The sequence below is a fragment of the Paraburkholderia sp. BL23I1N1 genome (assembly GCF_003610295.1).
Taxonomy (GTDB): Bacteria; Pseudomonadota; Gammaproteobacteria; order Burkholderiales; family Burkholderiaceae; genus Paraburkholderia.
The window spans coordinates 5,632,424-5,654,358 of record NZ_RAPV01000001.1 but is presented as its reverse complement, the minus strand read 5'-3'; the positions used below and the strand labels follow the sequence as shown (position 1 = coordinate 5,654,358).

The 21,935-nt window shown below is 59.9% G+C and carries 23 protein-coding genes; 16 read left to right on the top strand and 7 right to left on the bottom strand.

The genetic code is table 11. The annotated features are described in order from the left end of the window. Nucleotides 1-12 precede the first annotated feature (12 nt). The 9 genes from B0G76_RS26415 to B0G76_RS26370 all read left to right on the top strand — a co-directional run bounded on the left by B0G76_RS26415 (nt 13) and on the right by B0G76_RS26370 (nt 8,661). Entirely contained in the window at nt 13-1,578 is a 1,566-nt protein-coding gene (locus B0G76_RS26415) for an alpha/beta fold hydrolase (RefSeq protein WP_183082148.1), read from the top strand. Beyond that, a complete protein-coding gene (locus B0G76_RS26410) occupies nt 1,566-2,219 on the top strand; it encodes an SRPBCC family protein (protein WP_120295114.1) in 654 nt (217 codons plus the stop codon). The genes B0G76_RS26415 and B0G76_RS26410 overlap by 13 nt, the downstream gene beginning before the upstream one ends. Nucleotides 2,220-2,368: 149 nt before the next feature. Beyond that, nucleotides 2,369-3,655, top strand: a complete 1,287-nt coding sequence (locus tag B0G76_RS26405) for an MFS transporter (RefSeq protein WP_120295113.1) — start codon at nt 2,369-2,371, stop codon at nt 3,653-3,655. 158 nt (nt 3,656-3,813) lie between these two features. Continuing rightward, nucleotides 3,814-4,959, top strand: coding sequence for a porin (locus B0G76_RS26400; protein ID WP_120295112.1), 1,146 nt, complete (start codon nt 3,814-3,816; stop codon nt 4,957-4,959). Between the two features lie 28 nt (nt 4,960-4,987). Beyond that, nucleotides 4,988-5,371 carry a BON domain-containing protein gene (locus B0G76_RS26395; RefSeq protein WP_120295111.1) on the top strand — a complete coding sequence of 128 codons (384 nt, stop codon included), beginning with the start codon at nt 4,988-4,990 and terminating at the stop codon, nt 5,369-5,371. Between the two features lie 115 nt (nt 5,372-5,486). After that, the gene (locus B0G76_RS26390; protein ID WP_120295110.1) at nt 5,487-6,518 is read left to right on the top strand and encodes an XdhC family protein; all 1,032 of its coding nucleotides are present in this window, start codon (nt 5,487-5,489) and stop codon (nt 6,516-6,518) included. Nucleotides 6,519-7,089: 571 nt separating this feature from the next. Further along, a complete protein-coding gene (locus tag B0G76_RS26385; protein ID WP_120295109.1) occupies nt 7,090-7,728 on the top strand; it encodes an FMN-binding negative transcriptional regulator in 639 nt (212 codons plus the stop codon). 11 nt (nt 7,729-7,739) lie between these two features. After that, nucleotides 7,740-7,958, top strand: coding sequence for a hypothetical protein (locus B0G76_RS26380; protein WP_120295108.1), 219 nt, complete (start codon nt 7,740-7,742; stop codon nt 7,956-7,958). Between the two features lie 313 nt (nt 7,959-8,271). After that, complete coding sequence (locus B0G76_RS26370; RefSeq protein WP_120295107.1) at nt 8,272-8,661, top strand: cupin domain-containing protein; 390 nt, start codon at nt 8,272-8,274, stop codon at nt 8,659-8,661. Between the two features lie 316 nt (nt 8,662-8,977). On the opposite strand, the gene B0G76_RS26365 is transcribed toward B0G76_RS26370, so the two are convergent. Next, nucleotides 8,978-9,340 carry a BON domain-containing protein gene (locus B0G76_RS26365; protein ID WP_120296827.1) on the bottom strand — a complete coding sequence of 121 codons (363 nt, stop codon included), beginning with the start codon at nt 9,338-9,340 and terminating at the stop codon, nt 8,978-8,980. 236 nt (nt 9,341-9,576) lie between these two features. Between B0G76_RS26365 and B0G76_RS26360 the strand changes: the two genes are divergently transcribed. Next, on the top strand, nt 9,577-10,836 hold the full coding sequence (locus B0G76_RS26360) for an MFS transporter (RefSeq protein ID WP_183082147.1): 1,260 nt from the start codon (nt 9,577-9,579) through the stop codon (nt 10,834-10,836). Nucleotides 10,837-11,038: 202 nt separating this feature from the next. Continuing rightward, complete coding sequence (locus tag B0G76_RS26355; RefSeq protein WP_120295105.1) at nt 11,039-11,833, top strand: IclR family transcriptional regulator; 795 nt, start codon at nt 11,039-11,041, stop codon at nt 11,831-11,833. Nucleotides 11,834-11,873: 40 nt separating this feature from the next. Here B0G76_RS26355 and B0G76_RS26350 read toward each other — a convergent pair whose 3' ends face one another. Both B0G76_RS26350 and B0G76_RS44130 read right to left on the bottom strand, forming a co-directional pair. Further along, on the bottom strand, nt 11,874-12,443 hold the full coding sequence (locus B0G76_RS26350; RefSeq protein WP_259460736.1) for an acyl-CoA dehydrogenase C-terminal domain-containing protein: 570 nt from the start codon (nt 12,441-12,443) through the stop codon (nt 11,874-11,876). A gap of 168 nt (nt 12,444-12,611) precedes the next feature. Next, nucleotides 12,612-12,827 carry an energy transducer TonB gene (locus B0G76_RS44130; protein WP_259460870.1) on the bottom strand — a complete coding sequence of 72 codons (216 nt, stop codon included), beginning with the start codon at nt 12,825-12,827 and terminating at the stop codon, nt 12,612-12,614. On the opposite strand from B0G76_RS44130, the gene B0G76_RS44125 reads away from it, so the two are divergent. Next, nucleotides 12,796-12,963, top strand: coding sequence for a hypothetical protein (locus B0G76_RS44125; RefSeq protein WP_259460891.1), 168 nt, complete (start codon nt 12,796-12,798; stop codon nt 12,961-12,963). The two genes, B0G76_RS44130 and B0G76_RS44125, sit on opposite strands and share 32 nt — an antisense overlap. A 363-nt stretch (nt 12,964-13,326) precedes the next feature. On the opposite strand, the gene B0G76_RS26335 is transcribed toward B0G76_RS44125, so the two are convergent. The 4 genes from B0G76_RS26335 to B0G76_RS26320 all read right to left on the bottom strand — a co-directional run bounded on the left by B0G76_RS26335 (nt 13,327) and on the right by B0G76_RS26320 (nt 17,397). Next, entirely contained in the window at nt 13,327-13,725 is a 399-nt protein-coding gene (locus tag B0G76_RS26335; RefSeq protein WP_120295102.1) for a biopolymer transporter ExbD, read from the bottom strand. Beyond that, nucleotides 13,722-14,366 carry a MotA/TolQ/ExbB proton channel family protein gene (locus B0G76_RS26330; protein ID WP_120295101.1) on the bottom strand — a complete coding sequence of 215 codons (645 nt, stop codon included), beginning with the start codon at nt 14,364-14,366 and terminating at the stop codon, nt 13,722-13,724. The genes B0G76_RS26335 and B0G76_RS26330 overlap by 4 nt, the downstream gene beginning before the upstream one ends. Before the next feature lie 21 nt (nt 14,367-14,387). Further along, on the bottom strand, nt 14,388-16,736 hold the full coding sequence (locus B0G76_RS26325; protein WP_120295100.1) for a TonB-dependent receptor: 2,349 nt from the start codon (nt 16,734-16,736) through the stop codon (nt 14,388-14,390). Between the two features lie 199 nt (nt 16,737-16,935). Beyond that, nucleotides 16,936-17,397: a Fur family transcriptional regulator gene (locus tag B0G76_RS26320; RefSeq protein ID WP_120295099.1), complete on the bottom strand. Its 462-nt coding sequence runs from the start codon at nt 17,395-17,397 to the stop codon at nt 16,936-16,938. An 88-nt stretch (nt 17,398-17,485) separates the two neighbouring features. On the opposite strand from B0G76_RS26320, the gene zigA reads away from it, so the two are divergent. The 4 genes from zigA (at nt 17,486) to B0G76_RS26300 (ending at nt 21,932) form a co-directional block, all read left to right on the top strand. Further along, nucleotides 17,486-18,712 (top strand): zinc metallochaperone GTPase ZigA, encoded by a 1,227-nt coding sequence (gene zigA / locus B0G76_RS26315; protein WP_120295098.1) that lies wholly within the window; start codon nt 17,486-17,488, stop codon nt 18,710-18,712. A 171-nt stretch (nt 18,713-18,883) separates the two neighbouring features. Then, nucleotides 18,884-19,906, top strand: a complete 1,023-nt coding sequence (locus B0G76_RS26310; RefSeq protein ID WP_120295097.1) for a GTP-binding protein — start codon at nt 18,884-18,886, stop codon at nt 19,904-19,906. A gap of 257 nt (nt 19,907-20,163) precedes the next feature. Next, entirely contained in the window at nt 20,164-21,105 is a 942-nt protein-coding gene (locus B0G76_RS26305) for a metal ABC transporter solute-binding protein, Zn/Mn family (RefSeq protein WP_259460735.1), read from the top strand. 5 nt (nt 21,106-21,110) lie between these two features. Then, nucleotides 21,111-21,932, top strand: a complete 822-nt coding sequence (locus B0G76_RS26300) for a metal ABC transporter ATP-binding protein (RefSeq protein ID WP_220700777.1) — start codon at nt 21,111-21,113, stop codon at nt 21,930-21,932. Nucleotides 21,933-21,935 lie beyond the last annotated feature (3 nt).

Genomic DNA, 21,935 nt, shown 5'->3' with positions numbered 1-21,935 from the left:
GAGGAGTTCGGCATGCATGAAAATCTTCTGCTGAAGATGAAGGGTAATGTTCTGCATATCGCCCTGAACAGCGCTGACGGCAAGAACGAGTTGGATGACTCGATGATGCGAGCGCTCACGCAGGTGATCGGCTATCCGCCCGAGAGCACCGTGGCCATCGTTTTGTCCGGGGAGGGCGAGAACTTCTGCGCAGGGCGGGCCGCATCGCCACCGCCGGCGCTTTCCCCAACGGAAGATCCACGCCCCGCAATCAAGGCACGGGGTGCGGCGCCCATTCTCGCACTCTATGAGGCAATCCGTTCGAGTGGGGTACCTGTTGCCTGTTTCGTCAAAGGGCTCGCTTCGGGTATAGGTTGCGCAATCGTTGCAGCGAGCGACCATGCGGTCGCCGACGTGCGTAGCCAGTTCGAGGCTGATGAACTGGCGAAGCAGTTTGCTCCTGCACTGCTGATGTCCGTTCTCGTCGCGCGTGTCCATGTCAAAGCGATTTCGCGTCTGGTTCTAACGGGCCAGCCCATCGACGCGGCGACCGCTCTGGACTATGGGCTGATCGGCGAAATTGTCGCTCCTTGGGAACTGGACAAAGCGCTGGACGATTTCATCGCCTTCATGAACAGCCGGGCTCCACAGGCATTACGCGGAGTCAAGACCTTCCTGCGCGAGTCGCCCGGTCTGCCTTCGCCAAAGCTTGCCACGCTTGCCGCCGACGTTCTGGCGGAATCGATTGCGGCGCGCCTCGACGTGACAGCGCCGTTCGTGCCGTCCCACGAGAAGCGGTTTCTGACCGTCGACGGCGAACGCATTGCCTATATTGACGTCGGCAATGGGCCCGCGGTCGTTTTGCTGCACAGTCTCGGCACATCGAGCGCGCTGTGGGACGACATTCTGCCCGCACTCACCGCGAAATATAGAGTCGTGGCGATAGATGCCCGAGGTCATGGCGACTCGACGAAGCGAAGCATGTGGAATGCGGACGCTGTCGCCAACGACGTCGTCGCAGTGGCGGAGGCCATTGGTCTCGATTGTTTTGGCCTGGTGGGTATCTCGATGGGAGGACTGACTGCGGTACGCGTTGCCGCGAAGTTGGGTCGACGCGTTGCTGTCATGGTCTTGTCGAGCGCTTACGCAGGCGTTTCAGGACCCGCGGTGGAAAAGCGGCTCGCCGCAGCCGAAGGAATGTTGAAAAAACTGCCTATGCATCTCTTTGCACGCATGTACGTGGAGCAGACCCTCCACAGGAACACCGCCTATGCGAAACGGGAACGGCTTGCCCAGCAGATTGCGGCGGTGGCTTCAACGGATTACCTGGAAATATTGCGCGCCATTTCCACGGATGACGTGTCCGGTCTTTTGCGCGACATCGAGGTGCCGACGCTCGTGCTGAACGCCGAACTCGACATGAGCATACCCAGAGCCGTATCGGCGAAGTTGGCGCAAGGAATCCCGGACGCGAAGGAGCGAACGCTGGGCGCTGCCGCGCACCTCGCATGTGTCGACACGCCCGATGCGTACGCGGAAGTTTTGTTAGGCCTGTTTGCGAAATACACGGATGAAGGTGGGGAAGTATGGAAATCGTAAATCGCTTTTCGGTCGACTCGACTATCGCGAACACCTGGAAGGCACTACTCGACGTGCCGCTGGTCGCGTCCTGCTTTCCCGGTGCGACGCTGACGGACACACTCGGCAAAGATTCGTATAAGGGGATGATTCGCGTCAGGCTGGGTCCAATCGCGATGGAATTCGCCGGCACGGTCACATTGAACGCCCCGTTGGGAGACGGGTATGCGGCGACCGTCGAAGCGACATGGCAGGAGACCAAGAACCGGGGATCGGCCACTACGGTGAGCACGTTTTCTCTATCGCGACTCAGTGACGCCGCCGGCACTCAGATCGACGTCCGCACCACTGTGCAGATGGCGGGGCAGGTGGCGCAGTATGGCCGCGGGGTTGGAATCATCAACGCCGTATCGGAACAAATGGTCCGTCAATTCACGGCAAATTTGCTGAAGAAACTCGCGGATCGTCCGGCTGCAACAGAGGCGTCGCTAGTCGACGCGGAGGCGTTCGCTTCAACATCCACGGGAGAAAGAGAACCCGTGGCGGCAACACGCAGCGACAACACTGCGGACTCAACGAACGAGATTTCCGTGCTCGGCTTGTTGTGGGCAACGGTGGTTGCGAAGTGCAGGCAGTGGTTGGCCAGGCCGCATTCATCATAGTTTCTTGCGTTGCTGTTTCTTTTCAATTGGGTCAGGTTGGCAAAAGGCAGCAGCTTCTAGTGAGCCGTGCGATGCCCGGCACACGATGGCATCGAAGTGTTGGCGAGTGCTTGCATAAGTATAAGTAGTACAACGAAGGAGATGAGCAGATGGAGACGAACACGACTCCGTTCGAGTCGACAGACCGCGGGAGCAATGTCGGTGCTTCTGGCGTGGGCAAGGCAGCCTGGATTGTGCTTGCGTCCGCGTATATGGGGTGGATGTTCGATGCGATGGATCTCTACCTTTTCACCATGGTCATGGTGCCGGCCCTTCACGACCTGCTCGGGGCTTCACAAGGCAGCGTCCTGCAGATGGGGGGGCTCATTGTCGGCGCGAAACTGGTTTGCTGGGGCATCGGCGGCATTCTGTTTGGCGTCTTGGCAGACCGAATTGGGCGAGCTCGAGTGATGCTCGGCACGATGCTGATCTACTCGGTATTCACGGCAGCCGGTGCCTTCGCGCGGGACTGGCATCAACTCCTCGTGTTTCAGATGCTGGCGGGCTTTGGAATCGGGGGGGAATGGGCCGCTGGCGCCGCGCTTGTCGTGGAGACCTGGCCGGAAAAACACAGGGCGAAGGCTGTCCAGGTCATGCAAGTTGCCAATGTGGTAGGGCTGATTGCCGCCTCCGCGCTTGCGATCCTTCTGTCAGGTGCTGGATGGCGTTGGGTGCTTGGCATGGGGGCGGTACCGGCAGTCGCGAGCCTTGGCCTGCGGTTCATCACACCGGAATCGGCTAGTTGGGAGCAGTCGCATGCGGTCGCAATGCGTCACGCAGGTCCGGGAATGGGCTCGATATCCGAGATATTTGGCCGTCAGTTGCGTCGTCGAACCGTGGTGGGCACGCTCATTGCCTCGGCAATGATGATCGGTAGCTGGGGGGCATCCATCCTCTTTCCCACATTGCTGAGAGAGTTCTTCCCATCCGCCGGCAACGCGGAATTCACGAGGCAGACGGGCATCGCTTTCATGGCGACCAACGTCGGCGCGATACTTGGATTCGCTTCGATTCTACTCCTCGTGACTTTGATACCGCGTATTTCCAGACGGACCGTCTATGCGGTGTTTTGTGCAGGCGCCTGGATTGCAGGCGTTGCACTTTTTGGCGGCGCGAAAACACTGGGGACGTTTTATGTCGCGATGCTTGGATTCGGTTTTTTCGGATTGGGGGGATTTGGGATAGTCGCGCTGTACCTGACTGAGCTTTTTCCGCTCCATGTTCGCGCCACGGGCCAAGGCTTCGCCTGGAATATGGCACGTCTGTTCACCGCGCTTGGACCGTTGATCGTGTCGTCTGCGTCGGCACATCTGGGATTTCGTACGGTAGGAATCGCTCTCGCTACCGTATTCGGAATGGGACTGGCCGCTATATTTTTTGGCCCGGAGACTGGCTGAAAAGACGACGCGGAAGTTCGAAGCGCGCCACTCAACAAGCTTCGTCGATACCGGTTCGTGAATGCGCATGATCGTAGATCGGCAATTTGCACGCACTGCGACTCTTGTGATGACCACGCCGGACCCATCCGGCAAAGAAATACAACATTGGAGACAACATGAATTTGAAAGTGATAGGCGCCTCGACGCTCGTTGCGTGGGCGGTCGCGGCACACGCGCAGTCGTCGGTGACGCTATATGGCGCCGTCGATACCGGATTGCTGTATCAAAGCACGAATGCGCCGAATTTCCAGTCGAAAGTGAATCTCGGGCACGTGTACGAACTCAAGGACGCGGGGATTTTCACAAGCTTCTGGGGTATCAAGGGTGCCGAAGACATTGGAGGCAGCTACAAGGTCAACTTCAGGCTCCAGGGAGCATTCGCCAGCCCCAACGGGAAACTTGGACTGAGCGACACGCCGACCTCCACTGCGGTCTTCAACCAGCAGACGACGTTGGGCATCTCCGGTCCGTTCGGCTCGATCGACGCGGGCCGCCAGTTCGTGCCGATGATCTTTGCGATGGCCGACACCGACGTACGGGGCGCGCAATTCTTCGGCAGCATCCTCACCGCATGGCTCGGCTTGAACCAGGCTGCGGGCTGGCAAGGTACCAGCACGAACGGCGCGATCGGTGCATTGTACGACGCCAACGCCATTGTCTATCAGTCGCCGAAGTTCTACGGCGCATCGCTTGCGCTGGAATATGCGCCGGGTGGCGTCCCCGGGCAGTTCCAGGGCGGCACGCGCGAGTCGGCGGTGCTCAAGTATTCGAACTTTGGCCTGAACCTCTCGGCCGTGTACTACAACGGGCACGACACCAATCCGTTCACGACGACGGCTACTGGCGCGATCATTACGGCGCCGTCTACGGGTCGGGACAACAACCGCTTCTACTATCTGGGCGCGATGTACACGTTCCACGATTTGTCTGTGTCGACGTCGTACAGCATCGGCAAGAATCCGGCGAATGGCAGTCACGACGACTTCGAGATGATTTCCGGGGGGCTCGGCTACAGGTTCACCCCGTTCTTCAAGGTCACCTCGGGCTTCTATTACCTGAAGGACCGCAACGTTTCGTCCAATCAATCGAATTTGTTCGCGGTGGGCGCCGAATACAACTTGTCCAAGTCCACCATCGCCTACGCACAGGTTGGCCACGTCAACAACCGAGGCAACATGAGCCAGACGATCGCCTACGGCGCGCCGGTTCCCGAGGGTACCTCGAGCACCGCGGCGATGGTCGGCATCCGCCATGGCTTCTGATCCCACCACAAGAGAGCTGGAGTATTCAATGAAGACTAACAGGGCACTCAGGACCGCCGCCAGCGTATTGATCGCCTCGGCATCCGTATATGTCTGGGCGCAGGCAAGCGAAGGCGGATCGAGTGGCGCGTCGAGCGGAACCGCGAACGCGGCTTCAGGCGGCATGGAGGCGAAGGACATCTGGAAAGCCGATTTCGCGCTGCGCCGCAAGGTCTACGCCGCGATCGTGACGGACAAGGAGATCAATGCCGGCGACATCAGCGTGATTGTGAAGCGCGGCGCGGTGACGCTCGACGGGACGGTGGCGGACATCTCGCAAATCGACACGGCGACCGAGATCGCGAAAGGCGTTCCGGGCGTGAGATCCGTGATCAGCAAGCTGACAGTCAAAAAACCGTTCGGCAGTCAGTAAGCGGACGGACACCCGTGCGTGACGGTGGCGTCCTGCCAATGCCCGATCGATCGAGGCTCCCCATCCGGACACGAAGCGATTGCTTAACCACCAAACCAAAAAGGGAGAGGCCAGCATGAACAGTATCGACCTGGCGGTGCTGGACGCGGCCACGCGCTGGCTCGATCGCGGCCACCGTATGCTGCTCGTGACCGTGGTGAAGACCTGGGGTTCGTCACCGCGCCCACAGGGCGCGATGCTTGTCCTGCGCGACGACGGTCATGCGGTGGGCTCTGTATCGGGCGGCTGCATCGAAGACGACCTCATCGACCGGGTGCGTCGTTACGGCGTCGCCCAACGGACACCCGAAGTGGTCGAGTACGGGATCAGTGCCGAGGAGGCTCGTCGCTTCGGGCTGCCGTGCGGAGGCACGATGCAACTCGTGCTTGAGCCAATTACGCAGCAAAGCGGCGTTTACGCGTTGTACGAGGCGCTCGGACGCCGCGAGCTGGTGGCGCGCACGCTCGACATGGCAACGGGCGCAGTCACGCTCGGGCCTGCGTCTGCGACCGAAGGTGTGTACTTCGACGAGATACAACTGACGACGGTCCACGGGCCGCGTTACCGGATGCTCGTGATTGGCGCTGGACAGTTGTCGCGCTACTTGTGCCAGATTGCAGTGGGACTCGACTATCAAGTCACGGTATGCGATCCGCGCGAGGAATACATGGACACGTGGGATGTGTCCGGCACGAAGCTCGTGCGTACGATGCCCGACGATACGGTCCTCGAGATGAATCTCGACGAGCGCAGTGCGGTGATCGCACTCACGCACGATCCGAAGCTCGACGATCTCGCGCTGATGGAAGCGCTGAAGACATCCGCGTTTTACGTCGGTGCGCTTGGCTCGCGGCGCAACAACGCTGCGCGGCGAGAGCGGCTCAAGGAATTCAATCTAAGCGACGCACAGCTTGCGCGACTACGCGGTCCGGCGGGGATTTATATCGGCAGCCGCACGCCGCCGGAAATCGCGATATCAATCCTCGCAGAAGTGACGGCGACGAAGAACGGCGTGCCGATACCGGTGAACCTCCAGGTCGAGCACGCGAAGGCGACAAGAGACGCTGCGATTGGCGCGCCGGTAGATGCATTGGTTGTGTCGCGGTAAGGCGGGCAGGGCGAGCGAGTTCCGTTCGCGACTGCGCGACATCGCACTACGTGCACGCGCAACTGTGTGTCGCGACCGAAAAGGGGCGACCTCACCACGTGCGCACGCCGGATAGCACCTCGTTCCGTTAACGGATTGGCATTGATTGATCAGATCTTTCTCTGCTTCGCTTGTGGCAGAAAGCAAGCGCACCGATGGTCATCGATTGGAAACGGGCAATTCTGTCTAACGGAATGTTTGTTTGATTCAATGGAATGCCATCGGTATATTTTTGGACAGCTGAGCAACGGAGCGGACAGGGTGTGCAAACGATCCACATTTCTCGCGCGGGCGGGCCCAAGGTACTGCAGACGATTACCTGCCCGCAGCCACAACCGGGACCGGGCGACATGGGACCGTCAAACGGTTGCTTGACCGCCTCGTAAGCGAACTCCTTCGGCGTGCGCAGGATTTCCGCCGAGGCGTGCTCGTAGCTGAGCTCACGTACCAGCAATTGTGCGATTGATGACCTTTGGGAAACCGAAAGTTCGAAACAGTACCGTTCAACACCTCAACACTTCTTGGAACCAGCATGTACGTACCCGCCCACTTCAATGAGTCTCGCACCGAGATCGTGCACGCGCGCATCGCGGAATATCCGTTCGGTACCCTGATCACGCACGGGGAAAATGGGCTGGACGCCAACCACCTTCCGTTCGAACTGGCATCGGGGGAGGGCGAACTGGGCGTGCTGCACACGCATGTCGCGCGGGCCAATCCGGTATGGCAGGACGTCGCGAACGGCGACGAGGTGCTCGTGGTCTTTCGGGCAGGAGATGCCTACATCTCCCCAAACTGGTACCCGAGCAAACACGAGTTCCACAAGCAATTGCCGACCTGGAACTACATCGTCGTCCACGCGTACGGACGCGTCACCGTTCAGGATAGCGAGCGATATGTGCGCGGCCTCGTTGGCCGGTTGACCAGCACGCACGAGGCCTCGGAACCTGAGCCCTGGATGATGGCCGACGCCCCAAGGGAGTTCGTCGATACCCTGCTCAAGTCTATCGTCGGCCTGCAGATCGACATCACGCGACTGGTCGGCAAAACCAAGCTGAGCCAGAATAAGGAACCAAGGGACATTCGGGGCGCCGGCGAAGCGCTCCGAGCGCGCGAGAACCATCAGATCGCCAACGCGATGCTCGCCCACGTGGCGGGGAAACTGGAGTAGGCGTTCCAGCCATGGACGAAGGACTGGCAGGTTTCAAATTTTGGCCAGAGTCTTGGCCAAAGTCGACGGGCCGCGCGCTCGCACTTCAGCGACAAATGCAGTTGCTGCAGCCGTGTGAAAAGGTCGTCACGTTGAACGCTGATCATTCTACGTTTTTTTTGATGCCTGGCGAACTCGCCGAAGTCCTGGATGGGCTTGCCAGACAACCAACGCCCGGTCTGAGTCAGTGAAAATTGCGGTCTTCCTGGCCCGAACTTTGAGCGCGCGGCGCGCGCAAGTCCTTGGTTTGCCGCGGTTACGCGGGCCGGGGGCCTCAGTTACTGGGTACAGGCGGGGCTAATGTTCAGCAGGCGGAAGGCTTTTTCCTGAACGGGTGTGGGCCGCGCTGCTGTTCGGCGTGGGCGCGTGCGCGTCACTCGCGCTGTGGTGCACGCTCGGCGTCCTTCTCGCCCGGCTCTTGCGGACGCCGCTTCACTGGCGCACGCTCAATTTCGCGATGAGCGCGCTGCTCGCCGCATCCGTCATTCCGACCTGGAGATAAGCATGTCTTCCAATCCGTTTGCCGAATCGTTCAACCTTGAAGCCGCATTCGCCGACGTGTCCGAATATTGGTCGCCGAATGTTGTCGCGCAGGTCAATGATCAGTACGTGAAGGTCGCCAAAGTGCGCGGCCAGCTCGTATGGCACAACCACGCGCACGAGGACGAATTGTTCTTCGTCGTGCGCGGGCATCTAAAGATCGAATATGAAGGGCGCGTTGTCGATCTGCCCACGGGCTCGATGCATGTGGTGCCGCGCGGCACGCCGCACAATCCGGTCGCCACCGACGAATGCTGGATCGTGCTGATCGAGCCCGTGCAGACGAAGCACACGGGCGACGTCGAGTCGCCGTTGACGAGGACCATCGACGAGCAGCTACGCGGATCACGCTGAGTTCGTTCCTCCCGCGAGGCCTAAACCCGGCCGATTTCGGACATTGACCGGACATTGCCGGGATTGGCCGCTACAGGATCGTCTGGCGACGTTCGTCCGGCGCTAACGTGCTTTATTTCCATTTTCTTAAGCGGCCCCAGATAGCGTGAAATCGCGCCAGGCGGACCGTTTCAAATACCAGGACGATAGCAGGACAGCATCAGAACGGTTCAGAACCAAAAGCAGAACGAAAGGCAGCGCCGCAGATTGGCTCGTGCGGCGCCGCCCATCGCAACCCGTCTTCATTGATCAATCGCGAATCAATCGCGAGCCGCGATCAACCCCCACCGCCGCCTTGCGTGCCGAGCGTTAGCTTGTTGTTCACGGATGTCACGCCTGCAACGCCCTTGGCCACTTCCTCCGCTTGCGGGATCTGCGCGCCATCGGGCACAGTTCCAGTCAACGTCACTGCGCCGCTACGGGCCCGGACGAACACGTTCGACACTTCAAAACCCGGCGCTTTCCCCAACGCCTTGCGCACGGCCAGACCCAACTTGCGGTCCGTGCTCTTCATCGCTTTCGAATTCGGAGCCGCCATGGTGCCTGACGCCATCGCGTCGCTCGACTGGGCATAGGCGCTGGACGCAGTCGCCACACACAATGCGATGCCGAGCGCCTTCAATAGATTGACTGTTTTCACGTTTTCTCCATTCCTCGAAAAGTTGATTTCGCATCGTTGCATGCAAAAAACACGCGCCTGCATGCGCTTTCGCGCCCGCATGGAGCACCCTGTCTTGTAGAAGAGTGACGTTGTGAAGCTCCCAGCGCGCTTAAACAATACTCCAGCAAACGCATGAGTGTTGAAAAAACTGACCCAGCCGCCCGTCGCACGATTCGCCTATCATGGCTGCTTCGATCACAAAAGGTGCAGCGCAGATGTCTGATGGCGTACAGCAACAACTACACGAACCAGGCACGGATAGCGTTGCATCGTCGATTGATTACGGCTGGTGGGCCCTGACATTCAGCTACGTGCTCAGCCAGTTTTTCCGCAGCTATATCGCGGTAATCTCCACCCAGCTGATCGGCGATTTCCATTTCTCGCCGCAAATGTTCGGCTGGTTCGCGGGCTCGTTCTTTCTCGTATTCGCCATCGCGCAACTGCCGGTTGGCATCATGTTCGACCGCTATGGCGTGCGTGGACCCACCGCGCTTTTGATGGGCATCGGCGCCGCGTGCGCCGGCATCCTGTCGATGACCACAAGCGCAACCGTTGCACTCGCCGCCCAAGCCGGCATCGGGCTGGGTTGCGCGCCCATCTTCATGGGGCTGCTCAATTACGTACTTCGTACCGGCCACGGCACGCGCAATGTGCGCGCGATCACGACGGCAAGTGCGATCGGCATGGCGGGTGCCTTGCTGGCCGCGTTGCCGTTGAGCCGGGCCACGGCGAGCTTCGGCTGGCGTCCGGTCATGGTCACCGCTGCGCTCGCCATGTTATGCGCCACGCTTGGCGTCTTATGCTTCGTGCGCCGGCGCGATGCGGCCGCGCATGAAAAAAGCCTCGCTGCGCCGCAACACGCGGCAGGCGCGGTGAAACGGTGCACCCGTTTCTGGACTTTGATGCCGGCCTGCCTCGCGCTTTCGGTCGGCAGCACATTTCGTACCTCATGGGGCGGCCCGTATCTCGCCGACGTCTACGGTTTCGACGTCCTCGCTCGCGGCAATGCGATGACCGTCACCAGCGTGATCGGCATCGCCGCGTCGTTCTGTATTCCTGTGGCCGTGCGGTTCTGCGCGCCCAAGCTGATTTCGTTGCTGTGGCTGATCGCCGGTGTGCTGGCGGCACTCGCGCTCGCGCTCAGTCCGGACGGCAACTGGGTGGTCAGTGTCGCGTTGATCTGCGTGTTGTTCTCCGTCGGCTCGATCCATCCGCTCGTGATGTCGCAAGCACGTGCCATCATCTCGCCGCGCCGGCTTGGGATCGGTTTGGGTCTGCTCAATAGTCTGGTGTTTCTCGGCGTGGCGCTGACCAGCAGTTGTTTCGGCTGGATCGCGGGCGCTGCAAAACAGGCGCATTTTTCGCACGCGGGGATCTACTCCGCGCTGTTCGCCGTGACCGTCGTGCCGCTGGCGATCGGCGCGGCCGTTTATTTTTTCAGCCCGGTGGTGGCAGCGCCGCAAGAAGAGGTCTGAAAGACTGTTAGCGTTTGTCTATAATTCGCCAGCCCGGATCACCCTCGGTCTGGCCCACGGTTTGTCATTCAGATGGTGCCGTTTCGCAGGAGCGCGTTTCATTTTGAGCAAAACCCATCACAGCCCGAACGATAATCCGGCCGGCGGCCCGAGCAGCGGAGAGGTTGCGCAACCACCTGTTGCATCCGCCAGGGCAAATCCAGTGCTCGCGAGCCGGACGGCGCACGAGGCGCACAAGGACGACCGGCATTTCGTCACCGCACTCGCGCGTGGGCTCGAGGTACTTGCGTGTTTTCGCTCGGGCGACAAAGCGCTGAGCAATCAGGAACTCGCGTTACGTTGCAAGCTGCCGAAGTCGACCGTATCGCGCCTGACTCATACGCTCACGTTGCTCGGCTATCTGATTCATTTGAACGAGAGCGGCAAATACCGGCTTGGCACGGCTTCGCTAGCGTTGGGCAGCGCGATGCTGGCGCGGCTCGACGTACGCAAGATCGCCCGGCCGGTGATGCAGGAATTGGCCGACATCACTGGCGCGACCGTGTCTCTGGGTACGCGCGACCGGCTCTCGATGATCTACGTGGAAAATTGCCGGGGCTCGGTTGCGCTCGCGGTGACGCTGGAAGTCGGTTCGCGCATTCCGGTTGCTACGTCGGCGATTGGGCGCGCGTGGCTCGCGGCGATCCCTGAGCACGATCGTCTCAGCTTCATGGAACAGGTGCGTGAACTCGATCACGTATCCTGGCCGAAAACCCGCCGCGGCATCGAGAACGCGCTCGAAGATTACCGCACGCTCGGCGTCGCGACGTCGTTCGGAGACTGGCAGAAAGACGTCAACGGTATTGCGCGCGCTTTCCAGCCGGGTGGCGAATTGCCGGTCATGGCGATCAATGTCGGCGGCGCCTCATTCAAGCTCTCGAAAGAATTCCTGCTCGAAGAAGTGCGGCCGCGCCTGATCGACGTGGTGACCCAGCTGGAGAGCGCGCTATCGCATTGAGTGAGCGACAGCGTTCTGAATCACTGGGCCGCAGCAGCGCCTAGAACCACTGAGGCGCCATGCTGAGCGTCGTATCGTCGAGATCGCGCAGCGTGGCAAGCATCAGCGATACGCGCGGCAATTCCCAACGGAAGAACCACCGGCACGCATGCAGTTTGCCGCGATAGAAATCACCGTCGGCCTCGCTTTTCACCTTGGGTAGCGCAGTGCTCGCAACGATCGCCTGCCGCAACCATGTCCACGCAAGAACGATATGGCCGAATGCTTCGAGAAACGCATTCGCGTTGGCGAGCGCGCGTTCGCTTTCGCTCGCCAGCGTGGGCAATAACGCTTCGACGGTCGCGGTTAACTCGCTCCACGCCTTGCTGAGCGAATCGGCATGCGCTTGCAGCGCCGGATGAACCCGAGCCGATTCGACGCTGCGCTGTATTTCACGTCCCAACAGCTTGAGCGCGGCACCCTGTTTCATCACAATTTTGCGGCCGAGCAGATCGAGCGCCTGGACACCGTGAGCAAGGTCATGCTCGACGATCGCCGACGCGTCGAGCCGGCCGGAATGAAATAGGTTCGCAACATTGTGAATGGACCTAAACCATGTGGAGCAAGACACGTTTCCGCTCGCATGCTTTCGGTCCCTGCGGACGCCCAGTTTGCTGTCCGTAACTGTCTACTCGCTATACGTGGCCATCACGGCGCTTGCCGCGCGCGAATGCCGCCTCTTGATGAGATCCGAGGCCGGCGATCTTCCGCTTCTATCGGACTGGAGCGCGCTCCAGAGCTAGCCCACGTTAAAGTGCACGCGAACGTCCTGTTGGGTTTCAACGGGGTGTCCGTCCCGTATCGCCGGAAAGAAACGCCAGTTTCGCAGCGTCTCAACGAGAATCTGATTCAGACGCGGATACCGGGTGGGCTTGATAAGTTCGACAGCGACAGATCCGTCGGCATGAATGACGAGGTGAGCTATGGCAATCGCCTGGTATGCCTGCTCGCGCAATTCGTCTGGAACCGAGGGCAGCGGCTGCGCGATGGCACGCGCCGGCGAGTTGCCGGGCGTCGATCCTGTGGAGGCTCGCTCCGTGCTTGTCGCACTCTGGTCGGGCGACGGGGGTGCTTCCGGCGTCGCCGTTTGAGCGAACTCCGGAGCTCGTGTAAGCACCGGCTGGGACTTCGGCGCAGGCGTGGGCGTGCGAATCGGTAGCGTCTGAGTGCGCGCGGGTTTGACTGACGGTTGTTTCAGGGGAGAGGTCTTTTGCGGCTCAACGGACTTCTGTGGTGAACGTTTTATTACTGCGTTTGGAGTTGGAGCGGGAGCCGGTATGTCAACGATGCTCATCTCCAACGGCTGTTCCAGTTTCCGTTCGGGTACCGGCCCTGTAAGCAGGCTCCGTCCCAGCACGACAAGAAGGATTCCCCATGCAAGTGCGCCCAGCGCCGCAGCAATCGTGACCCTCACTTTCCGGTTGTCACCGGCCTTGATTAGAAGCGGCCAGGTTCTATTCACGATGAACCGCAACAAGAAAATGCTCTGCACCGGCGCGACGGGCCGCCAGCATCGCCTGCACGACCACGCCATGTCCCGCTGCATCGTCGGCGGCGATGATGACGTCATGGTCCGGGCGCAGGGTGCGCCTGATAGCGGGTTCTACCTGATCGGGACGAACGGCTTCGTGGTTGACGAAAATCCCGTTGCTTCGGTCGATACTCACAGTCGGCGGACCGTCCGCGGACATTTGCTGAGCATGACCCGACGGCAGGTTCACCTTCACGGCGTCCAGTCGTTGCATGGCGAGCGATGCCAGCATGAAAGTCGCCAGCAGAAAGAACATGACGTCGATCATCGGGATGATTTCAATGCGACCACGCTTCGCGGCGCGAGAGCGACGAAACTTCACGGCGCGGCACCTTGTCCTTCCGAAGCGAGGCGGATCTCGCTGATACGCTCGTTTGCAAACGACTCGAGTTCGTCCATCAGTCGTTCAAGGCGCCGTGAAAAGTAGTTGAAAGCGAACAGCGAGAACAACGCGACAACTAGGCCAACCGCGGTTGCTACCAGCGACTGGGCGACCCCACCCGTGACACCGCCCGGATTGACGAGGCCGTTTCCGCCAAACAGCTGGAATGAATGCATCATGCCCACGATCGTGCCCAGCAATCCAAGGAGCGGTGCTGCCGTTACGATCGTCTCCAGCACCCAGAAGCCCTTGCTCATGTCCTGCTCGATTGTCGCCGCGAGCGTTTCGGTCTTCGCTTCGCGATACCAGATAGGCGCAACTGGACGGTCCGCAAGCGGGACGCTTAAGCGCCTGAAAACATGTCGCGCTGGCAGCGAATCCAACCCCTCGATGAGGGGACCGGAGGACCCGCCTGCGGCGGCCAGGGTCCGCGCACCTGTATCGGGCATACGGGCAAAGCGCAGAAATACATACGCGCGGTCGACCACAATCGTGATCGCGAGGATGGCAAGCACACTTAGTGGATAGATCACCCACCCACCAAGCTGCACAGCATCCAGAAAAGTCGTCCAGTCTTTCATTTCAGCATCCGTTGGTCATGATCAGAACTTCTTGGTAATGCCCGCATACACAGCGATGTGCGGTCCGTACTGGGGTGCGCCCACGCCGATACCCGAGCCGTCGCGCAGTTCATACACACGGTTGAATGCGTTGACCAGCAACAGGCGGCCATCAAACTTGCCGATCAGCGGGTTGTTAAAATTAAAGTGCTGGATGACGCCGAGGTTAACCTGCGTGTACACAGGCAGGCGATCGGTATTCGCGAATCCGCTGCGAAGACCGCTTCCGACGATGCCGTCAAACGTGAAGGTGGTCTGGCCTAGCTCGTAGGTGCCACCGAATGACGCGGAAACGCGCTGGTCGTGGTCCAGATACACCCAGTGGCTGCTGATGTACGCGAGTTCGTCGGCACCGAAATTGAATTGTGCCGAATTAATGTCTTTACCCTGCGCACGACTGAAGGCGACGTTCACGTAGGCGGACACGTTATCCTGCCTGTAGTTCGCGGTAAATTCGACGCCGTACACGCGGCCGTACTGATAATTGAATGGCGTAAATATCAGTGCGGTGCCGAACTGGCCTTCATCGAGCAGGTTGCTTGACTTCTTGTAGTAGGCGTCCAGACCAATGGTGAGGGCCGAGGTCAACCGCTGCGTCACGCCCAGGTCGAAGTAGTGGCTGCGCTCGGGTTGCACCGGATCGTTCTGCCCCGAGACCTGGGCCGTGGTGCCCGCATAACGGGCAATGTCCGAGTTCGACACCAGTTCGAAGGCCGGTGGCGTGAAGTAGCGGGCGTAACCCGCGTGAATAGTGGTCGACGGCGTCAGCGCGTACACCAGGCCAATGCGCGGACTCAGTTGGCTCGCACTGACGTACTCATCCATCCTGTCGTAGCGCAGGCCATAGTTGATCGTCAGCTTGCTGGTGAGCTTCCATTCATCCTGCAGGTAGGCGCTGTATAGATAGCCGGTCTTGGTGTTCGAATCAGGGATGCTGACCGGCTGATCGGAGGACTGGTTGCCGTTGGCGTCGACCGGGAAGACGGTGAGATTGTTGTCAAAGACCGCGTGTTCCTGCTGGGCGAAGACGCCCGCGCGAATTGTGTGCTTTTCGTTGAGCCGATATGTGGTGTCCAGTTGCACCCCGTTCGCGCTGTCGCTATGGAAGTCGTTCGACGCTACGCCGTTAAACAGCAGATCGCCGATCGGGTCAGGGTTGAACTGAGTGCGCGAATACCGGGTGACGAAAGCCAGCTGATAGTCCAGCGCCCCGCCGTTGGTTCCTTGCAACACTACCGCAGCAAACTGGTTCAGTTCCGATTGCGTTTCGTTGAGCTGGCCCGAATCGAAACTATTGGCCCCGTTGAGCGTAAACGACGGGGTCAGCCCGGGTGTATTGGGGATCTCGAACTGATTGCTGGTTGTACCAAACATCAGGCTTACGCGTGTAAGCGGGTTAATGATGTACGACATGTAGCCGAACGCATTCCCCTGACGCGTGTGGTCGTGTATGGGGCTGGCGCTCGACGTAGGGTTTTCGATCCCCAGATTGTTCTCGCCGACTGACCCGCTAAAGTAATAGCTGAATGGCCCCTGGCTGCCAAAGACGTCGCCGGTTGTGCGGATCGTCTGGTGGCTGCCGCCGAAGACATCGATCGAGCCACCGCTGCCCTCATCGCCCGATTTGGTGCGGATATCGACGATGCCCGCGGTCCGGTACCCGTATTGTGCGGGCAGGGCGCCGGTGAGGAAGTTCATCTGGTCAATAATTCGCGTGTCAAGCGATTGTCCAAAACCGCTGATTGGTTCGGGAATGATGATGCCGTTGATACGGTACTGCAGGTTTGCATGATCGCCGCGTACGTGCAACTGGCCGTACGAGTCACTTGCCACGCCAGGTGCCTGCAACAGGACCTGGTTAAGCGGGGTGTTCTGGCCGGCTGGCAGGTTGTTGATGTCACTCTGACTGAAGCGATAGACGCTGCTGCCAGTTTCGGGCAGCAGGTCGTTGCGCGCCCGGTTCAGACGCTGGGCGTTGACCTGCACATCAAGCGTGTCACTCTTTGCGAGTGCGATTGACACCGAGCTTTCCTGCCCCGATGTGGTTGTCGCGACGCTGCTGCCGCTGGCAAAACCGGGCGCGGTGACGACAATCGCATAGGTACCTGGCGTGACGTGGTCGAGCGTGAAATGACCGTTGGCATCGGTCTGCGCCGCCCCTACCGCTTTGCCACTCGCGTCCTGAAGGGTGACGGTCGCTTTGCCGACGGCCTTGCCTGAACTGTCAGCGATTGCACCGGTTATCGAACTGTCGGCCGGCGCCGCGTATGCGTGAGCCGCAAAAGCAAACAGCAGCAGCGCAGCCTGCGTGAGGTGATGGCGATTTCTCATTTTGTCAGTTATTTGTTAGGCATGCGAATGATGAGTTCGCCACCTGGTGCAGAATTTCGTATGAGGGCGATTTCACGCTGGCGTAAAGCGGCAGCTGCCCGCTATTGCCGTTGCGGCAATGCACGGAAGTGTCGTCCGGGACGGAGTTTGTCAAGCGACAGCAATGTTATATCATTGCATTGAAGAATAAAACCAATTGTTACTTTTTTCTTGCCGAAGGTTTCGTCACGTGGAGCTGGTTGCAGTCCTCACAGATGCCCTTGATCTCGGTTTGCTGTCCCTGCACCTCGAAATGAGCGGTCAGTGCCGTGTCGAGCAGCGCTTGTTGCAGCTCGGTATTGTGCAATGGGCGAACGGAATGGCAGTGCATACAGACCGCGAAGATCTCGTGTTGGCCCTGATTCTCCCCGGTCAGTCGGAACGTACTCGTTGTCGAGACGTGGCGGACCAGGCCTTCACGAATCAGGAACTGCAAGGCGCGGTAGATGGTGGGTGGCGCCGCATGAGGGGACTGTCTGTTGAGGTCCTCAAGCAACTGGTAAGCCGTGGCCGATCCGCCACGCGCGGCGAGCAGGCCGAGCACGCGTCGGCGCATTGGCGTGAACCGTCGGGTTCTCGCTGCAGGCATCTGGTCGCCTGTCGGTGATTGCGGATTGGGCATTGAATGCTCCACCTGAAAGTGCTAAAAATCCAACCTGCTATGCGTGTAATAATATAACATAACAGTCAAGATAACAGCCTGAGTAACCATGAACAAGCTTCCGGTCACTGTCCTTTCGGGATTTCTCGGTGCAGGCAAGACGACGCTGCTCAATCACGTGCTCAATAACCGCGAGGGCAGACGCGTGGCCGTCATCGTCAACGACATGTCCGAGGTGAGCATCGATGCGCGCCTGATACGCGACGGTGGTGCGCAGCTGTCGCGCTCCGAGGAGCGGCTGGTCGAAATGAGCAACGGCTGTATCTGCTGCACCCTGCGGGAGGATCTGCTGGTCGAGATACGGAAACTGGCCGGTGAAGGGCGGTTCGACTATCTGCTGATTGAGTCGACGGGCATATCGGAACCGCTTCCGGTTGCCGAGACGTTCACGTTCCGTGATGAGACGGGCCTGAGCCTGTCCGACGTGGCGCGACTGGACACCATGGTAACCGTCGTGGACGCGTACAACTTCGTGCGTGACTACAGTTCACACGACCGCCTGCATGAGCGCGGCGAAACGATGGGAGAGGAAGACGGGCGCACCGTCGTGGATCTCATCACCGAACAGATTGAATTCGCCGACGTGATCCTCCTCAACAAGACCGATCTCGTCATGCCGGACGAATTGACACAATTGAAGGGTGTACTGCGTAGCCTTAATAGTCGGGCGGAAATCGTGACCTCGTCCTTCGGGCAGGTGCCGCTCGGGACGGTTATGGGCACAGGGCGCTTTGACTTCGAAGCCGCTTCCCAGGCTCCCGGATGGCTTAAGGAAATGCGCGGCGAACGGATTCCCGAAAGCGATGAATACGGCATCACGAGTTTCGCGTATCGGGCGCGCAGACCGTTCCATCCCGAGCGGTTCTGGAACTGGATACAGGCGGAATGGCTGGGCGTCGTGCGGTCAAAAGGTTATTTCTGGCTCGCTTCGCGCCATGACCTCGTTGGCAACTGGTCGCAGGCGGGAGCGATTTCGCGGCACGCTCTGGCTGGCAGATGGTGGGCCGCGGTGCCTCGAGGCCGCTGGCCTCAGGATGCCGAAAGCCAGGCAATGATCGCGCAGCGCTGGTCCGCACCATTTGGTGATCGCCAGCAGGAACTGGTGCTCATCGGCACCGGCATCGATGAAGCTGCTTTGCGTGCGGGGTTTGATGCGTGTCTTCTGACGAACGCTGAGATGGGCTCGGGCCCGGCGGTCTGGGAACACTATGTGGATCCGTTTCCCGCGTGGTCAATGGAAGGTCCGATCGCAACCAGCCAGGTGGACGGTGACTGATCCGGGGCCCGGATCCATGACGCGACGTTTCCCACGCGGGAGTGCGAAGCTTGAGCCGCACACGGCGCATTCTCCACGTCGCCGTCGCCTGGCGGCGACGCTGTCGATACTGCCTGAACGTCCTGGTCTTCACAGGAGGCACACCCTCTACCTTTTCGGAGAGACACGATCGTGAGTTCGCCTGATGCACATTCCAACCGTATCCCCACTACGATTCTTACCGGCTTCCTTGGAAGCGGCAAGACTACACTGCTCAATCGTGTTCTGACCGAGCATCACGGCGGACGCATCGCCGTGATCGAAAACGAATTCGGTGAAGCCGGCATCGACAACGAACTGCTTGTGCAGGACGGCAAAGAGCAGATCGTCGAGATGAACAATGGCTGCATCTGCTGCACGGTACGCGGCGATCTCGTGCGGATTCTGGCGTCGCTAGCCGAGCGACGTGACGCAGGCGAGCTCGATTTCGACCGGGTCATCATCGAGACGACCGGACTTGCCGATCCCGCTCCCGTAGCGCAGACCTTCTTCGTCGACCAAGCGGTGCAGGAGAAGTACCTGCTCGACGCTATCGTCACGGTAGTCGATGCCAGACACGGGAGTGCGCAGCTCGACGAACATCATGAAGCGCAGGAACAGGTCGGTTTCGCAGACCGTATCCTCCTGTCGAAGACCGACCTGGTCACAGCCGACCATGTAGAGGCCATTACCGCCCGCCTTCGTCAGATGAACGCGCGCGCGCCCATTGAGCGTTCAGATTTCGGCAGGACGGATATCAACAAACTGCTCGATATCCGCAGTTTCGATCTCGATGCGATTCTTGAGATCGAACCAGATTTTCTTGAAGACGTGCAGCACGAACATGACGATGACGTGTCGTCGTTTGTTTACCGCTCGGCTGTCCCGCTCGATACGGACCGGCTCGAGGACTTTTTTAGCTCGATCGTGGAGATATACGGCACTGCAATGCTGCGTTACAAGGGCGTGCTGAATCTGGCCAGCGTGGACAACCGCATGGTTTTTCAGGGCGTGCACATGATCTTCGCCGCTACCGTCGGCAAACCCTGGCGCGACGACGAAGTGCGGGAAACGAAAATTGTATTTATCGGCAAACACCTGCCAGCCGACCTCTTCAAAACCGGGCTGGACAATTGCACAACCGGCTCTAGCGTCAAATCATCTGGCGATGCATGAGCTTTCAAAATCGTTCATTTTCGAAGCCGCACATACGCAATGCCGATTGCCCGATCGGATCGAGTGCGCGGCGGTTGTCCGAACCGTGGCCGGCCCGCAGACCCATCAGCTGACAGGGCGAGACGGGCGAAATTTATAGAAGGCCTTTCTTCTGTTTTCAATGACCGCGACAGGGTATTCAAATGACAGATTTCAACGTGTTGCCTCGCAACCCGATTAACGTGCGCTCGCGATCCACTGCACGACGGTACGCATCCTTGCCCCGGCCAGTCTGGCGTGGCGCCTGGCTTGCCCTTTTCGCGACGTTCGTACTGACGGCCTTGCCCTGTGGGAACGCCGTTGCGGCATCGTCGGCATCGGGCGTGATCAACACGATCGGTATCGAAAACGAATATGCCGATGTGATCTCGCAGATTGGCGGCAAGTATGTTCAAGTCACGGCAATCGAAACCGATCCGAATACTGACCCGCATACGTTCGAGGCCAACCCCAAGGTCGCATCGCAGATCGCCTCGGCCGATCTGATCGTCAAGAATGGCGTTGGTTATGACGCCTGGGCCGACAAGATCATTGCGGCCTCGCCGAACGGCAAACGCAAGGTCATCGACGTGCAACATCTGCTCGGCTTGCCGGATAGCACACGAAATCCGCACCTCTGGTACGACCCGAAGACCATGCCGGCCGTGGCGAAAGCGATTGCCGCCGACCTGGCCGCGCTGCAACCCGCGCAGGCTGAATATTTCCAGAACAATGCGAAGAAGTTTGACGCGTCGCTCAAGCCCTGGTTGAAGGAGATCGAGTCGTTCAAGGCACATTACGGCAAGACGTCCGTCGCGGTCACCGAGCCGGTGGGAGACTACATGCTTCAGGCAGCCGGCACGGACATCGCCACGCCCTTTAGCCTCGAGGCCGCAATCATGAACGGCACGGACCCGTCGCCGCAGGACGTGAGCACGCAGAACAAGCTGTTCACGGACCACAGGGTCAAGGTATTCGTCTACAACCAGCAGGTCACGGACGCGCTTACGCAGTCGTTCCTCAAGCTCGCTAGGGAGAATGGCATCCCGGTCGTAGGCGTTTACGAAACGATGCCGACCTCGGGCTTCAACTACCAGTCGTGGATGCTGGCTGAGGTCACCGCCTTGCGCCGTGCAGTGGCCGACAAGACCTCGACCGAAACGCTGCACGCGGGGAAATGAGCGGTATGCAAAAGCTACGCGAGGTGCTTGCTGTTGACCGGGTGAGTGTCTCGTTTCCGGGACACAGCGTCCTTCATGACGTCGAGTTCAAACTGGACGCGGGCGAGTTCTGCGGCTTGATCGGCGCGAACGGTTCGGGCAAGACGACGTTGCTGCGAACCGTCCTCGGTTTTCAGAAGACCGCGGCCGGCAGTGTCAGGATCAACGGGCAATCGGGCCTCGGGTCGTCAGGCTACGTGCCGCAGAAAATCATGCTCGACCCGTATCTTCCTCTACGTGGGCGGGACATGGTCGCCCTGGGCCTTGACGGCCAGAGGCTGGGGCTGCCCATGCCGTCGAAAAAGCGCCGGGCGGCGGTCGACGAAATGCTCGAGGCGGTGGATGCAGAACACTTCGCGGACCGGCGGATCGGTGAGCTCTCCGGTGGCCAGCAACAGCGGATCCTGATCGCGCATGCCTTGATCCGGCGACCCAGATTGCTGCTGCTCGATGAGCCGCTTGCGAATCTCGATATCGGCAGCGTTGCCAGCATTGTCGCCCTGCTGCGACGTCTGTCGATCGAACAGGGAATCACGGTGCTGCTGTCCGCACACGACATGAATCCCTTGCTGCCCGTGATGGATCGCATCGTCTATCTCGCCCATGGGCGCGCCGTCAGCGGCCGGGCGGACGAAGTCGTGCGAAGCGAGGTCCTGACCCGGCTGTACGGCTACCACATCGATGTCATCCGCGTTCATGGCAGGGTGCTCGTGATCGCCGCGGACAGCGCGGACGAGATACGCGCGGCACGTGAGCGGGAACCCGCTCACGCGTTGCAGATCCCGTAAACC